The 14,184-nt window shown below is 68.3% G+C and carries 15 protein-coding genes and 1 pseudogene; 14 read left to right on the top strand and 2 right to left on the bottom strand.

Translation table 11 applies throughout. The features are described 5' to 3' along the window. Window positions 1-40: 40 nt before the first annotated feature. The 6 genes from ABDV68_RS13535 (at window position 41) to ABDV68_RS13560 (ending at window position 4,493) form a co-directional block, all read left to right on the top strand. Window positions 41-313, top strand: coding sequence for an HPr family phosphocarrier protein (locus ABDV68_RS13535; RefSeq protein WP_066577896.1), 273 nt, complete (start codon window positions 41-43; stop codon window positions 311-313). Window positions 314-320: 7 nt separating this feature from the next. Next, window positions 321-1,127 (top strand): RNA methyltransferase, encoded by an 807-nt coding sequence (locus ABDV68_RS13540; RefSeq protein WP_343520560.1) that lies wholly within the window; start codon window positions 321-323, stop codon window positions 1,125-1,127. Window positions 1,128-1,232: 105 nt separating this feature from the next. Continuing rightward, window positions 1,233-1,460 carry a hypothetical protein gene (locus ABDV68_RS13545; RefSeq protein WP_343520561.1) on the top strand — a complete coding sequence of 76 codons (228 nt, stop codon included), beginning with the start codon at window positions 1,233-1,235 and terminating at the stop codon, window positions 1,458-1,460. A 46-nt stretch (window positions 1,461-1,506) separates the two neighbouring features. Further along, window positions 1,507-2,949, top strand: coding sequence for a cysteine--tRNA ligase (gene cysS / locus ABDV68_RS13550; protein ID WP_343520562.1), 1,443 nt, complete (start codon window positions 1,507-1,509; stop codon window positions 2,947-2,949). Next, window positions 2,946-3,887: a D-2-hydroxyacid dehydrogenase gene (locus tag ABDV68_RS13555; RefSeq protein ID WP_343520563.1), complete on the top strand. Its 942-nt coding sequence runs from the start codon at window positions 2,946-2,948 to the stop codon at window positions 3,885-3,887. Before cysS ends, ABDV68_RS13555 begins: the two co-directional genes overlap by 4 nt. 21 nt (window positions 3,888-3,908) lie before the next feature. Beyond that, window positions 3,909-4,493 (top strand): aminodeoxychorismate/anthranilate synthase component II, encoded by a 585-nt coding sequence (locus tag ABDV68_RS13560; RefSeq protein WP_343520565.1) that lies wholly within the window; start codon window positions 3,909-3,911, stop codon window positions 4,491-4,493. On the opposite strand, the gene ABDV68_RS13565 is transcribed toward ABDV68_RS13560, so the two are convergent. Next, window positions 4,490-4,867, bottom strand: a complete 378-nt coding sequence (locus ABDV68_RS13565; RefSeq protein WP_343520567.1) for a VOC family protein — start codon at window positions 4,865-4,867, stop codon at window positions 4,490-4,492. The two genes, ABDV68_RS13560 and ABDV68_RS13565, sit on opposite strands and share 4 nt — an antisense overlap. Before the next feature lie 130 nt (window positions 4,868-4,997). Between ABDV68_RS13565 and trpD the strand changes: the two genes are divergently transcribed. The 8 genes from trpD to ABDV68_RS13605 all read left to right on the top strand — a co-directional run bounded on the left by trpD (window position 4,998) and on the right by ABDV68_RS13605 (window position 12,836). Then, window positions 4,998-5,993 carry an anthranilate phosphoribosyltransferase gene (gene trpD, locus ABDV68_RS13570; RefSeq protein ID WP_343520568.1) on the top strand — a complete coding sequence of 332 codons (996 nt, stop codon included), beginning with the start codon at window positions 4,998-5,000 and terminating at the stop codon, window positions 5,991-5,993. Next, window positions 5,990-6,772: an indole-3-glycerol phosphate synthase TrpC gene (gene trpC, locus ABDV68_RS13575; protein WP_343520570.1), complete on the top strand. Its 783-nt coding sequence runs from the start codon at window positions 5,990-5,992 to the stop codon at window positions 6,770-6,772. Before trpD ends, trpC begins: the two co-directional genes overlap by 4 nt. 85 nt (window positions 6,773-6,857) lie before the next feature. After that, window positions 6,858-7,334, top strand: a complete 477-nt coding sequence (gene moaC, locus ABDV68_RS13580; protein WP_343520571.1) for a cyclic pyranopterin monophosphate synthase MoaC — start codon at window positions 6,858-6,860, stop codon at window positions 7,332-7,334. Window positions 7,335-7,415: 81 nt separating this feature from the next. Then, entirely contained in the window at window positions 7,416-8,357 is a 942-nt protein-coding gene (locus tag ABDV68_RS13585) for a PilZ domain-containing protein (RefSeq protein ID WP_343520573.1), read from the top strand. A gap of 39 nt (window positions 8,358-8,396) precedes the next feature. Further along, window positions 8,397-9,581, top strand: a complete 1,185-nt coding sequence (locus tag ABDV68_RS13590; RefSeq protein ID WP_343520574.1) for a molybdopterin molybdotransferase MoeA — start codon at window positions 8,397-8,399, stop codon at window positions 9,579-9,581. 58 nt (window positions 9,582-9,639) lie between these two features. Next, window positions 9,640-10,314 (top strand): transcriptional repressor LexA, encoded by a 675-nt coding sequence (gene lexA, locus ABDV68_RS13595; protein WP_343520576.1) that lies wholly within the window; start codon window positions 9,640-9,642, stop codon window positions 10,312-10,314. Between the two features lie 127 nt (window positions 10,315-10,441). Beyond that, entirely contained in the window at window positions 10,442-10,858 is a 417-nt protein-coding gene (locus ABDV68_RS13600; RefSeq protein ID WP_343520578.1) for a GFA family protein, read from the top strand. A 352-nt stretch (window positions 10,859-11,210) separates the two neighbouring features. Continuing rightward, window positions 11,211-12,836, top strand: coding sequence for a hypothetical protein (locus tag ABDV68_RS13605; protein WP_343520579.1), 1,626 nt, complete (start codon window positions 11,211-11,213; stop codon window positions 12,834-12,836). A gap of 685 nt (window positions 12,837-13,521) precedes the next feature. On the opposite strand, the pseudogene ABDV68_RS13610 reads toward ABDV68_RS13605, so the two are convergent. After that, a pseudogene (locus ABDV68_RS13610) lies at window positions 13,522-14,184 on the bottom strand (competence protein ComEC); the annotation flags it as partial.

The following is a 14,184-nucleotide window of genomic DNA, read 5'->3' on the forward strand; positions in this document are numbered from 1 at the left end:
ACATCACCGTCGCGTCCGAGGTCCTCGGGGAGGCTGCCGCTTGAGTCGCGTCAGCCGGACCGTCCTGATCGGCAACCGCCGCGGTCTGCACGCCCGCGCCAGCGCCAAGTTCGTCACCCTCGCTTCGTCCCAGCCGGTCGAGCTGACCGTCGAGAAGGACGGCAATTCGGTCACCGGCACCTCGATCATGGGATTGATGATGCTGGGCGCGGCGATGGGCGACACGATCACGATCAGCGCCGCGGGCGACGGCGCCGAGGATGCGGTGCTAAAGCTGGTCGGGCTGGTCGAGGACCGCTTCGGCGAGGATTGAGGCACCCGTGCCACGCGAGATCACCGCCTTCTCCAACCCGCTGGTCAAGCGGGTGCGATCCCTGCGCGACAAGAAGCACCGCCGCGACGCGGGGCTGTTCCTCGCCGAAGGGCTGCGCATCCTGACCGAGGCGCGCGAGGCGGGACACCTGCCCGAATATCTGTTCTTCGCGAAGGGGCATGAGACCCACGCGCTCGCCGCCGCGCTGATCGCGGAGACCGAGGCGGCGGGGGGCGAGGCGATCGCGACCGACGCCGACATCCTCTCCAAGCTGTCGGGGAAGGACAATCCCGGTGCGGTGGTCGGCGTCTATCGCGAGTTGCCCACCGATCTCGCCCGGCTGGACCGCACGGCCGCGCCGATCTGGCTGGTCGCCGAGCGGCTGCGCGACCCCGGCAATCTCGGCACGATCCTGCGCACCGCCGACGCGGTCGGCGCGGGCGGGCTGGTCCTGGTCGACGAGTGCGTCGACCCGTTCAGCGTCGAGGCGGTGCGCGCCAGCATGGGCGCGCTGTTCACGATCCCGATCGCGCGCGCGCCATGGGGCGAGTTCCACGCCTGGCTGCGCGGCGGCCCGGGCCAGCTCGTCGGCCTCGCGCTCGAGGGCGCGGTCGATTACCGCGCGCCGGACTTCGCCGCGCCGGTCTTCCTGCTCACCGGCAACGAGGCGCAGGGCCTGCCGCCCGCCTATGCCCAGGCATGCGACGTGCGGGTGAAAATCCCGATGCTCGGCAAGGCCGACAGCCTCAACGCGGCGGTCGCCACCGCCGTAATGGCGTACACCGTGCTCGACCGGATCCGGCCGCTCGCCTGATCCCGAAATAGTAACATATCGGCAACACCCCGGCCTCGTTTCGAAACGAGCTTGGAACAAACGGCGATTCCGCGCGTCGAACCGGGCACGTTTGGAGACGAACCGATGTATTATGACACCGACGCCTTCACCGCCGCCAATAGCGGCTACCGCATCGCCTTCCACCCGGGCGAGCACAACCATTGCCCCGGCTGCGGCCAGTCGCACTGGACGGTGGGACGGATGACCGCGGAATGCGCCTTTTGCGGCACCGCACTGCCGATCAACACCGGCGGCACGTTCGGCGCTGGCCTGTTCCACACCAGCCACAAGCCCGACACGCTTGCTGCGTGAATATCCGGCGGTTTGACCGCCGCCGCCGTCGCGCTATGGCGCGGGCATGACCGCCGCGCCCCTCACGCTCTACAACTCGCTCACGCGCCGCGCGGAGCCGTTCGCGCCGATCGATCCCGCCAAGGGCGTGCGCGTCTATTCGTGCGGGCCGACGGTCTATAGCGACCCGCATCTCGGCAACCTGCGCGCCTATGTCTTCACCGACACGCTCAGCCGCGTGCTGCGGTGGAAGGAATATGACCTCACCCACGTCCTCAACATCACCGATGTCGGCCACCTGACCTCGGACGCCGACGAGGGCGAGGACAAGATGGAAGCCGCCGCCAGGAAGCGCGGCATGAGCGCGTGGGACATCTCGCGCCACTATGCCGATGTGTTCCGCCGCAATCTGCGCGACCTCAACATCCGCACGCCCGACCACATGCCGCTGGCGACCGACTATGTCGGCAAGATGATCGAGTTCGCGAAGGGTTTCGCCGAGGCGAACTGCTACCAGCTCGATAGCGGGCTCTATTTCGACAGCACCACCGTACCCGACTACGGCAAGCTCTCGGGCGGGCAGGACGATGCCGGCGAGGGCCGCATCGAGAGCGTCGAGGGCAAGCGCCACCCGCAGGACTTCGCGATCTGGCGCACCACCCCGCCGGGCGAGACGCGCCAGATGGAGTGGGACTCGCCCTGGGGCCGCGGCGCGCCGGGCTGGCATCTCGAATGCTCGGTGATGAGCGCCGAGCTGCTCGGCCTGCCGTTCGACATCCACACCGGCGGGATCGACCACCGCGAGATCCACCACGTCAACGAGATCGCGCAGAACCAGGCGCATTGCCGCTGCGGCGACAGCGGGGCGCGCGTGTGGATGCACAACAACTTCCTCGTCGACCGCGGCGGCAAGATGTCGAAGTCCAAGGGCGGCATCGCCACGCTCGACGCGCTGGTGGCCAAGGGCGTGCATCCCCTCGCCTATCGCCTGATGTGCCTCAGCGCGCATTATCGCAGCGAGCTCGAGTTCAGCGGCGAGAACCTCATGGCCGCGCTGGTCCGCCTGCGCCGGCTGGTGCTCGCCGCGGAGAAGTTCCGCGAGGCCGAGGGCCCAAAGGACGGCAAGCCCGGCGGCGATGCCGGCGGCTATCTCGGCCGCCTCGACGCCGCGGTGTCGGACGACCTCAACACGCCCAGGGCGCTGCCGGTGCTCGAGGAACTGCTCGCCGACAAGCAGCTCAACCAGGAAGCGCGGCTGATGACCCTCGCCCAGTTCGACGCGGTGCTCGGCCTCGATCTGCTGGAGCTCGGCCGCGCCGACCTGCGCGTCCGCCCGGCAGAGGCGCAGGTGACCGAGGCCGAGATCGAGACTCGCCTCGCCCAGCGCAAGGAAGCGCGCGCGGCGAAGGATTTCGCGCGCTCGGACGCGATCCGCGACGAACTGCTCGGCGCCGGGGTCGAGGTGATGGACGGCGACCCGCTCGGCTGGGACTGGAAGGTCGACTTGTGACCTTCAAGGCCGTCCTCCCGGCGCTCGCCCGTCCCCTGATCGAGCCCGGCCTGCCCGCCGGGATCGAGCCAAACTGGTTCATGAGCCGCGAGGAAGCGGTCGCGCTGATCGCCGATGCCGACATCGCCTGGGTCGACATGCCGCAACCGGGCTGGACCGGCGAGGCGGCCGCCGCGGGGGCGCGGCTCAAATGGCTCTCGACCATCTATGCCGGGATCGATGCGTTCGACATCGGGCTGCTCAAGGCGCGCGGTACGATCCTGACCAACGGCGTCGGGATCAACGCGATCGCGGTCGCCGAATATGCCGTGATGGGGGTGCTCGCCGCCGCCAAGCGCTTCGACACCATCGTCCGCGCGCAGGATCGGCGCGACTGGCTGCCCGACGCACCGAGCAAGGTCGAGCTGTTCGAGACTCGCGCGCTGATCATCGGCTACGGCACGATCGGGCGGCTGACCGGCGAGCGGCTCGCCGCATTCGGGATCGAGGTGACCGGCGTCACCCGTTCGGGCCGCGACGGCACGCTGACGCCCGACGCCTGGCGCGAACGGATCGGCGAGTTCGACTGGATCATCCTCGCCGCGCCCTCGACCGGCGACACCCATGCGCTGATCGGCGCGGCCGAGCTCGCGGCGATGAAGCCCGGCGCCTGGCTGATCAACGTCGCGCGCGGCGACATGGTCGACCAGCCCGCGCTGGTCGAGGCACTGGAGAAGCGCCGCATCGCCGGCGCGTTCCTCGACGTCGCCGATCCCGAGCCGCTGCCCGTGGATCATCCCTTGTGGTCCGCGCCCAACTGCATCCTGACGATGCACCTTTCGGGCCGCGCGCAGACCCGGATGTTCACGCGCGCCGCCGCGCTGTTCCTCGAAAACGCGCGCGCCTTTGTCGAGGGGCGGCCGATGCGGAACGTCGTCGATCTCGACGCGGGCTATTAGCGTCGCTAAGTCCGCCCCACCATGATCCTCGTCATCGACAATTACGACAGCTTCACCTGGAACCTCGTCCATTACCTGATGGAGCTGGGCGCGGAGGTGAAGGTGGTGCGCAACGATGCGCTCACCGCGGGCGAGGCGATCGCGAGCAACGCGCAGGCCTTCCTGCTCTCGCCGGGGCCCTGCACCCCGAACGAGGCGGGGATCAGCCTCGACCTCGTCGCCGCCTGTGCCGATGCGGGCAAGCCTTTGCTGGGCGTGTGCCTCGGCCACCAGGCGATCGGCCAGCATTTCGGCGGCCAGGTGGTGCGCGGCGGGCTGATGCACGGCAAGACCAGCCCGGTCGAGCATGACGGCACCGGCCTGTTCGAGGGCCTGCCCTCGCCCTTCACCGCGACGCGCTATCACTCGCTGATCGTGCAGGACATTCCTGAGACGCTGGCAGTCAACGCCACGGCGGCGGACGGCAGCGTGATGGGTTTCCGCCACCGCGAGCTGCCGATCCACGGCGTCCAGTTCCACCCCGAAAGCATCGCGACCGAACACGGCCATGCGATGCTGGCGAACTTCATGAAGCTCGCGGGGATCGAGGCGAAGGCGCTGGCCTAGGCCTCCGACAGGCTCAATACGTTCCCATCCGGGTCGGCGAACCACGCGACCTTTGCCGTGCCGCCGGGCGCGGTCCAGATCCCGTCCTCGTCCTGTCCCATGCCGTCATAGATGGTGAAGGCGACGCCCTTGTCGCGCAACGCCTGCACGCTGGTGCGGATGTCCGGCACGTTCCAGCCGAACACCGGGTGCTGCCCGGCCTTGAACTCGGGCATCACGGTCAGCCGGATCACCGCATGGTCCATCGCGATGAAGTCGCCGAACGGATCGGAGCTGCGCAGCGTCAGCCCCATCTGGTCGCAGTAGAAGCCCAGCGCGCGGTCGCGATCGCTGGCGTAGAGGAAGCTCACCGGCTCGGTCGATCGAAGCTCCATCGCAGCTCTCCCGTCCTGATCGGCGGAGGATAGGCCGGTCGCACGGCAAATGCACCGCCCCCAGTCGCGCTTGCCCGCCCCGCAACAGGATTTGCTCGACTCCCCGCCCCTCGCCCCCAATAGAGGCGGCGTGACCAGCCTCAGCCTCTTGCCCGATCCCGCCACCCCGCTCGCGCGCGAATCCGCCGCCCAGGCGTTCGCCGACATCCTCGACGGCACCGCGGCCGAGGCGGAGATCGAGACCTTCCTGATCGCGCTGGCCGAACGCGGCGAGACCAGCATCGAGATCGCCGAGGCGGCGCGCGCGATGCGCCAGCGGGTGATCCCGGTGAGCGCGCCGGTCAACGCCATCGACGTGTGCGGCACCGGCGGCGACGGCCACCATACGCTCAACGTCTCGACCGCGGTGGCGATCGTCGTCGCGGCGGCGGGCGTGCCGGTGGCCAAGCACGGCAACCGCGCCGCCAGCTCCAAGTCGGGCGCGGCGGACACGCTGGAGGCGCTCGGGCTCGATCTCGACCGCGCTGCGCTCAACGCCGAGACGCATCTCAACGACATCGGCATCGCCTTCCTGTTCGCGGCCAAGCACCATCCGGCGATGGGCCGCATCGCCCCGCTACGCAAGCGCATCGGGCGGCGCACGATCTTCAACTTGATGGGCCCGCTCGCCAATCCGGCGGGGGTACAGCGCCAGCTGATCGGCATCGCCCGGCCCGATTATGCACCGATCTATGCCGAGGCGCTCGAGCAGCTCGGCGTCAAGGGCGCCGCGATCGTCGCAGGCGAGGAAGGGCTCGACGAGCTCTCGCCCGAGGGCGCCAGCCTGATCGTCAGCATCGGCGACGTCAGCCTGCCCGCGCGCGTGACGCCCGAGGATGCGGGGCTCGAGCGCCATCCGCTCGCCGCGCTGCGCGGCGGCGACGCGCGCGAGAACGCGGCAGCGTTGCGCCGCCTGCTCCGGGGCGAGCGCGGCGCCTATCGCGACGCGGTGCTGCTCAACGCCGCCGCGGCTTTGGTCGTCGCCGGCGAGGCCGCTGATCTCCGCGAAGGTGCCGAGGAAGCCGCCGAGACGATCGACAAGGGGCTTGCCAACGCCTTGCTCGACTGCTGGATCGCCGCGGCATGAACACGCTCGACCGGATCCTCGAAGCGAAGCGCGGCGAAGTGGCCGAGCGCAAGGCGTTGGCAAGCCTCGCCGACCTCCAGGCCTACGCGCTCGCCCAGACCCCGCCGCGCGGCTTCCGCGCCGCGCTCGATGCCAAGGCGGCGAACGGCTACGGCCTGATCGCCGAGATCAAGAAGGCGTCGCCCTCCAAGGGCCTGATCCGCGCCGATTTCGATCCGCCCGCCCATGCCCGCGCCTATGAAGCCGGCGGTGCGGCGTGCCTGTCGGTGCTGACCGACGCGCAGTTCTTCCAGGGGCATGAGGATTATCTGATCGCCGCCCGCGCCGCCTGCGCGCTGCCGGTGATCCGCAAGGACTTCATGATCGACCCGTGGCAGGCCTTGGAAGCGCGCAGCATCGGCGCCGATGCGATCCTGATCATCGTCGCCGCGCTCGAGGATGGGCAGATGGGGGAGATCGAGGATGCGGCGCTCGGGCTCGGCATGGACGTGCTGGTCGAGGTGCACGACGAAGCCGAACTCGACCGCGCACTCGCCCTCAAGTCGCGGCTGATCGGGGTCAACAACCGCAACCTCAAGGACTTCTCGGTCTCGTTCGACCGCACCTACGAGCTGGTCGGCCGCGCACCCGAGGGTTGCACCTTCGTCGCCGAGAGCGGCCTCACCTCGCGCGACGATCTCGACGCGATGGCCGGGCATGGCGTGCGCTGCTTCCTGATCGGGGAGTCGCTGATGCGCCAGGACGATGTCGAGGCGGCGACGCGGGCGCTGGTCGGCTAGCCATCCAGCTCGGTTCGTGCTGAACTTGTCGAAGCACCGCAAGGAAACGCCCCTCGACAAGCTCAGGCGAACGGAAGGTAAGGCAGTGACCGACCTCACCCATCTCGACGAGACCGGCGCGGCGCGCATGGTCGATGTCGGCGGCAAGGCCGAGACGCAGCGTGAGGCGGTCGCCACAGGCCGCATCGCGATGTCCGCGCAGGCCGCAGCCGCGATCCGCGACGGCCTCGTCAAGAAAGGCGACGTCCTCGCCGTTGCGCGCGTCGCCGGGATCATGGCTGCCAAGAAGGCCAGCGAGCTGATCCCGCTCTGCCATCCGCTGGCGATCAGCAAGGTCTCGCTCGATCTCGCTCCCGACGAGGCTGGCGTCACCGCCACCGCGACCGTCGCGCTCACCGGGCGCACCGGAGTCGAGATGGAAGCGCTCACCGCCGTCTCGGTCGCGCTGCTCACCGTCTACGACATGGCCAAGGCGCTCGACAAGGCGATGGTGATCGATGGCATCCGCCTCCTCGCCAAGACCGGCGGCAAGTCCGCGGATTGGGCTGCATCCGAAGGTTAATCGGCCCTCTACCTTGAAAGCTCAGCAAATCTTGAGGCGCGCCGCAGCAAGATCATCACGGGCAAAGGGGCGGGATCAGGAATGACATTACCGGCACGATCGGCGATTTTCTCGCTATCCGGCGAGCTCGATTCGTCGCCGGTCGGCGCAGTCGAGGACGCCGCCCCCGCACGGCTGTTGCTGGGCAGCGCGGGCGAGCGGCATTGCTTCGTCCACCGCATCACCTCGGCCGGCGCCACGCTCACCGTCTCGGGGCCCGTCGGCAACGGCGATCAGGCGACGATCGAGCTGCCCTTCGGGCTCACCGCCGACGGCTCGATCGTCGGGGACGATCCCGCACGCATCTCCTTCCGCTTCGACGAGCCGCTCGACGTGGTCGGCGCGCTCGCACGTTGCCTCGCCGCGCTTCCCGCCGAGCGCCGCCAGATGCCGCGCATCGAGCTGCGCCAGCGGCTGTGCATCCGGCACGCCGGCCAGGTCGACTTCGCCTGGACCCGCAACCTCTCCCCCGCCGGCATCGGCATCGAGACGCGCGCTGCGCTCGCCCCGGGCGCGCAGGTCGAGATCACGCTCGACGGCCTTCGCCCGATCCAGGGCGAGGTGCGCTGGACCGAGAAGGGCCAGGCCGGCATCGCCTTCGCGGCTGAGATTGGCTGGCAGCTGCTGATGCCGTGGCTGCGCAAGGTCGCGACGCACCGCCCCGGCCCCACGGCGGTGCGGGAGCTGTCGCCCTCGCCGCTCGGCGCGGTCCGCGACGCGCTGCGCCTCGACATCGCCACGCATGTCCGCTCGGGCGTCAACTGGTGGAACGCCCAGCTCAACACGCTGAGCAGCACATTGGTCGAGTTCGAGAGCGCGACCGAGTTCGCGCCGCTTTCCTCGCTGTGGCTGTCGCTTCCCGGAATCGGCGGCTGGCCGATCCGCGTGATCGAATGCCATGGTGCGCGCCACGTCGCCGAGTTCCGCCTGCCGTTGCGCCCGCACGACATGACGAAGCTGACCGAAGCCGCGCGCCCGCGCTGACTCTCGACCCGCGCGCCGCCGCGCGGTAACCCGCTCGCGATGGCCGATCTGCTCCCCGTCGCCGAAGCTCAGCGCCGCCTGCTCGCGCTCGCCCCGCCGGTCGCGGTCGAGACGGTGCCGCTGCGCGAGGCCGCCGGACGCTGGGCCGCTGAAGCCATCGCTGCCAAGCGCACCCAGCCCGAGCTGCCGTTGTCGGCGATGGATGGCTATGCGATCCGCTTCGCCGACCTGCCCGGCCCGTGGCGGGTGATCGGCGAAAGCGCCGCCGGGCGCCCGTTCGGGGAAGCCGCCGATGCGCGGCAGACGGTGCGGATCTTCACCGGCGCGGCGCTTCCCGAGGGCACCGACACCGTGCTGGTGCAGGAAGAAGCGCGGCGCGAGCGCGACACGCTGCATCTCGACGGCGACGGGCCGGGCCATCCGGGCCGCAACGTCCGCGCGGCGGGGCTCGATTTCCGCGAGGGCGAGACGCTGATCGCGCCGGACGAGCGCCTCACCCCCGCCCGGATCGCGCTCGCCGCGACCGCGGGCCATGCCGCGCTACCCGTCCGTCGCCGCATCCGCATCGCGATCGCCGCCACCGGCGACGAATTGCGCGCACCGGGCGCGCCACTCGCAACCGGCCAGCTCCCCGAGAGCAACGGCGCGATGCTCGCCGCGCTGCTCGCCGGCCTGCCGGTCGAGCTCACCGACCTCGGCATCCTCCCGGACCGCCAGGAGGTTCTCGAAGCCGCATTCGCCGCGGTGACCGCCGACATCCTCGTCACCACCGGCGGCGCGTCGGTCGGCGACCACGACCTCGTCCGTCCCGCGCTCGAAGCCGCCGGCGCGGCGATCGATTTCTGGAAGGTCGCGATCCGCCCCGGCAAGCCGATGATGGCCGGGCGGATCGGCGAGGCGGTGGTGCTCGGCCTGCCCGGCAACCCCGTGTCGGCCTTCGTCACCGCGCGGCTGTTCCTCCTGCCGCTCGTCGCGCATCTCGCCGGTGCCGCCGATCCGCTGCCCGTCACCCGCGCTGCCACGCTCGGCGAGCCGCTGCCCGCCAACGGCCCGCGCGCCGACTATCTGCGCGCCGCGCATCGCGACGGCCGCGTCTTCGCTGCCGCGATCCAGGACAGCTCGATGCTTCGCACGCTCGCCCGCGCCGGTTGCTTGATCGTGCGCGCGCCGCACGCGCCTGCCGCCAATCCCGGCGACTCGGTGGAAATCCTCGACATCGCTTGACAGACAGGTGGAACAAGGCGTAAACGTTCCGCGTCTGTTCTGGATGGAGGACGTCCCGATGCTTACGAAGAAGCAGCATGAGCTGATCTGCTTCATCGCCGACCGCTTGAACGATACCGGCGTGTCGCCCTCGTTCGAGGAGATGAAGGACGCGCTCGATCTCAAGTCCAAGTCGGGCGTGCACCGCCTGATCTCCGCGCTCGAGGAGCGCGGCTTCCTGCGCCGCCTGCCCAACCGCGCCCGCGCGCTCGAAGTGCTCAAGATGCCCGAGCGCGGCGGCGAGACGAAGAAGGCCGCGGCGGTGAAGAGCAACATCGTGTCCTTCCGGCCCGCCCCCGCTCCGCCCGCCAACGACGTGGTCGAGATCCCGCTCCACGGCCGCATCGCCGCCGGCGTGCCGATCGAGGCGCTGGAGGGCTCGACGATGCTTCCCGTCCCCGCCGCCTTGCTCGGCTCGGGCGAACATTATGCGCTCGAGGTCGCCGGTGACTCGATGGTCGAGGCCGGCATCTTCGATGGGGACTATGCGCTGATCCGCCGCCAGGACACCGCGCGCGACGGCGAGATCGTCGTGGCGCTGATCGAGGACAACGAGGCGACGCTGAAATACTTCCGGAACGAGGGCAGCATGGTCCGCCTCGATCCGGCGAACCGCGCTTATGATCCGCAGCGCTACCGCCCCGACCAGGTGCGCGTGCAGGGCCGGCTCGCGGGACTGCTGCGGCGCTACTGACCAGCCTGGCTGGGATCGGATCGCCGCCGTCCTGGCGGCGCTCCGATTACCGCTGAGGTAATTGCGCCATCCATGCGCGCCGGTACGCATTGTCGTCACACGAACGGCAAACGACAGGAGCGATCCCATGACCCGCACCGATCCCCTCACCGGCGGCTGCCATTGCGGCGCGATCCGCTACGAGCTCAGCGGCGAGCCGATGCACCACGCGCTGTGCCACTGCACCGATTGCCGCCGCGCCTCGGGTGCGCCGATGGTCGGCTGGGCGATGTTCCCGGAGGATGCACTGACGATCACGCAGGGCGAGCCGCGCGAGTACGCCTCGTCCGAACATGGCCGCCGCTATTTCTGCGGCGCCTGCGGCACCGGCCTGTTCTACCGCAATGCCGAGGTGCTGCCCGGCATCGTCGATACCCAGGCGGCGACACTCGACGATCCCGACGCGCTGCCCGCGGGCGCGCATGTCCAGGTAGCCGAGCGCATCGGCTGGATGAAGGACGCACATGCGCTGCCGGAATTCGAACGCTATCCGGGGATAGAGTAGCGGCGGGCAAGTCGCCGACAACGCAAACGCCCCGTCATCCCGGCCTGTGCCGGGATCCACGGTGCCACGCACGATGCGATCGAGCCTCTCGCTTCCGCTGGCCTCCCGGTGGATCCCGGCTCAAGGCCGGGATGACGAGAACGACAGCTAACGACCCCATTGCGGACGTTTGGTGCAACCGAACAAGCGAGGAGACCGCCGTCTGCCGCGCCGTGGCCCGCGCTGCGCCGGATCGATCCCGATAATGGGCCCAAATTCAGTAAACTGCTGATCCATCCAGTCGCACTTGCAATGTTGGATTTCAGATGTTCATGGTTCGTTCCAGCGCTTCGCTGGGATTTGGAGAACGACCATGATGCGCAGTCTTTTCGACTTTTTATCACCCTCGCAAATCACCGATTATACCAGCCGTGTGGCGCAGAACGCCTTTTCCAGCGCGCCGGACCTCTCCGCCGCGGTCCAGAACGCGATCAACACCACTTACGCCAACGGTGAGAATCTCTACTGCCCCGCAGGTGCCGCGCGGATCGATTCGACTTTGTTCCTGCCCGAGCCTCCCGGATCCAGCACTATGCCTTATGACGACCGAGTCGACGCGTGGACGATGCGCGGGCAGGGCGCGGCACAGGCTTATGTCCCCATTGTCCGCGCGAGGGGCACGGTCTTCGTGACGAACACCGATGCGCCGATCTTTCGCTATGTGAAGAACCAGAGTGGCCAGTTCACCAGCGGCATCTACGAGATCAGTCATATCCGATTTGAACAGATCAACGCCGAAGCGACCGCGACGGTGATCGTGTTCGACAAGATGTCCGAGAATGCGAGTTTTCATCACAACCAAGTGTTTCAGGGCGGCATCGGGAACGGCGTGGACGTGCTCTATTCGGTCAAGGCCGAGCTCTACGACAACTTCTGCATCGGGCAGGGCTATTTTGCCGGTCCCCCCGCCACCAACACGCTCTTCGGCATCGGATTTAACATCCCCTCGGCTTATTCGGGTGGGGCGCTGACGGTTCGCAAGAACAGCGCGCGAGCCTTCGTGACAGGCTACGTGATCGGCGCGGCCGCTCCCACCGGGGACAGCACGAGCGATCCTTCCGCGACCTTGCTCGAGCAGAACGAAGTCTCCAACTGCGAGGTTGGCGTGCACATTCGTTCGGTCGTGTCGTCCTGCACGCTGGACAGCATGTATTTCGAAGGTGTGCGGGACACTTGCGTCATCGACGAAGGCACTTCCACCATCGTCCGTGGCGGCAAATTCTATGGCGGATTCAAGGTGGGCATCGATTCAACCTACGCGACCTTCGGCAATCTCTATGAAGGCAATTACATGGAGACCGACGGCCTGCCCGGGGCGACGCCGCCGGGCTGCGTCTTCATTGACGTGTTGAGTGACGGCAGCGATGGCGGGCCCGCGAAGACGGTGCTGTCGAACACCTTCCATTATCCCACCAACAACGTCGCGTCCGTCGCAGTGGGAGTCCGCGTGACGGGCGAGAATCCACGGGTGACGATCGAAGGCAATGCGTTCTCCCCGCTGGGCGGGTGGACCATCGGAGCGGGGACCGCGAAGATCGACAATCAGTCGACTGGCGACGGCAATTTCGCGATCACGATGCAGGCGCAGGACGGCGGCAGGGAGCTTCCGCATCTGGGCCAGGGATCCCTGTCGCTGGGGCTGGCCGAGAGTGCTTTGTCGCAAGTGTCGGTCTCCGGCTCGACGCTGACCATTCCGCCGGGATCCTCGTTCGTCGTCAATGCGACGGTGCCAACGAACGTTTATACGATCAACTCGGGCGCCGAGAGCGGCAGGCTAATTTTCCTGACGGTGCTGAACAACAACATGACGCTCAATCCTTCGGCAACGTTGCTGCTGAACGGCGCTACGGCATTTTCCGGGCCGGGTACGATCGTGCTGCTGACGCGAATCAACGGAGGTTTCTCGTACAGCTACGAAATCTCCCGCACGCTCTTCTGAACTTGCGCGAAGGTAGGGCGCGGCGGCTTCGAGCCGCCGCGACTCCGGCTCGAGCGCGGCTCCTGCAGGTCGGCCCGAGGGTCCAGGGCCAGAAGCGGACCGACAGCTTTCCACCCCAAATTGAGCCGTTCGGGGGTGACGAAGTTGTCCTGACAGCGGTCAGGCGGCAACGACCCGAATAGACGACATGCCACTGGCCTTCGCCGCATGCACTCGCCATGCTGCGAACGATCAGCAACGCAGATCGGCGTGCTTGGTTTTATCGCATCAGTTGCACTCGTAGCGATCCAAGCAGGGTCGCAGTCCGCCCAAAATTGTCCGGTCCGATACGCAACCCGACATGTGACCTCACTCGCCGATCTGCCGCCTCAAGTGAAAGCCGACATTCTCAAATCTGGAACGATCGCTGATAAGGGCGAGCCGTGTATCGCAATTAATGCTTCTCTAGATGGTGTCTGGACACCGGAGACTTCGGGTCACTGATGACCGCCTCCCACCCAATAATGGCCGCTTGCAATGTTGGAATTCATTTGCTTGTGTCGTCAGCCTGCACGGCAGCCGCTCTTTGATCTCGTCGATCCATCCGGTTGAGTACACGCCTCGACAGAAGCGACCAAGTTGACATAATGAATCGTGTTCCGCGTAACTTCGTCAACTTCGCGCTTGTCGAACAGAGTCCATTCACTCAATCGCGCGGCGGCATCACCGTCTCCGCCCCGATCCAGGGATGCCGTGCCCCCGCCCGCCGGACCGTCCGCACCTCGGGCCTCGCGCCCAGCGTGATCGCCACTCCGCCCGTCTTCGCCAGCAGCGTCCGGTCGAGCTTCAGCCAGCGCGGCGTGCAGCCCGGCGGCAGCCGCCGTTCCGCCACCACGATATCGACCGAGCGGCACACCGCGATCATCTCGCGCCACGATACCAGATAGCCGCTTCGTACCGCGGCGATGCGCCAGCGCCGTCCGCCGCGCTCGATATCGACCAGGCACAGGTCCGGACTGCACCGCGCCCCGGCCTGCCCGTCGAGCGCGGGCAGCTCGGCGTCCACCCCGCCATTCTCCGCCATCATGTCGCGCACATAGTCGCCCGCGCGGTCGCGCAAGATCGCCAGTTCGCCGCTCGCCGTCCGCAGCGCGAGATGCCGGCCGTCGCCAGTCACGAGCAAGTCGGGCATCGGCGTCGCCAGTGCCCAGGCCGCACCGACCGCCACCGGCACCAGCCCGGCAAGGCGCACCGGCGTCCGCCACAGCGCGATCCACAGCCCGCCCGCGACCATCAATGCATAGGCGCCGCCGGGCATCGCGGGCAGCATCGCCAGCGCGCCCGGCGCGTTCGCCCCCGCGCGCGCGAA

Origin of the sequence: Sphingomonas sp. (assembly GCF_039595165.1) — a bacterium.
GTDB lineage: Bacteria > Pseudomonadota > Alphaproteobacteria > Sphingomonadales > Sphingomonadaceae > Sphingomonas.

What these genes read in the sequence shown, in the direction of transcription:
- ABDV68_RS13565 (WP_343520567.1), bottom strand. Translation starts at nt 4,867, where the DNA reads ATGGAGCTTCGATCGACCGAGCCGGTGAGCTTCCTCTACGCCAGCGAT.
- ABDV68_RS13600 (WP_343520578.1), top strand. Translation starts at nt 10,442, where the DNA reads ATGACCCGCACCGATCCCCTCACCGGCGGCTGCCATTGCGGCGCGATC.
- ABDV68_RS13545 (WP_343520561.1), top strand. Translation starts at nt 1,233, where the DNA reads ATGTATTATGACACCGACGCCTTCACCGCCGCCAATAGCGGCTACCGC.
- ABDV68_RS13585 (WP_343520573.1), top strand. Translation starts at nt 7,416, where the DNA reads ATGACATTACCGGCACGATCGGCGATTTTCTCGCTATCCGGCGAGCTC.
- ABDV68_RS13590 (WP_343520574.1), top strand. Translation starts at nt 8,397, where the DNA reads ATGGCCGATCTGCTCCCCGTCGCCGAAGCTCAGCGCCGCCTGCTCGCG.
- ABDV68_RS13560 (WP_343520565.1), top strand. Translation starts at nt 3,909, where the DNA reads ATGATCCTCGTCATCGACAATTACGACAGCTTCACCTGGAACCTCGTC.
- ABDV68_RS13605 (WP_343520579.1), top strand. Translation starts at nt 11,211, where the DNA reads ATGATGCGCAGTCTTTTCGACTTTTTATCACCCTCGCAAATCACCGAT.
- cysS (WP_343520562.1), top strand. Translation starts at nt 1,507, where the DNA reads ATGACCGCCGCGCCCCTCACGCTCTACAACTCGCTCACGCGCCGCGCG.
- lexA (WP_343520576.1), top strand. Translation starts at nt 9,640, where the DNA reads ATGCTTACGAAGAAGCAGCATGAGCTGATCTGCTTCATCGCCGACCGC.
- trpC (WP_343520570.1), top strand. Translation starts at nt 5,990, where the DNA reads ATGAACACGCTCGACCGGATCCTCGAAGCGAAGCGCGGCGAAGTGGCC.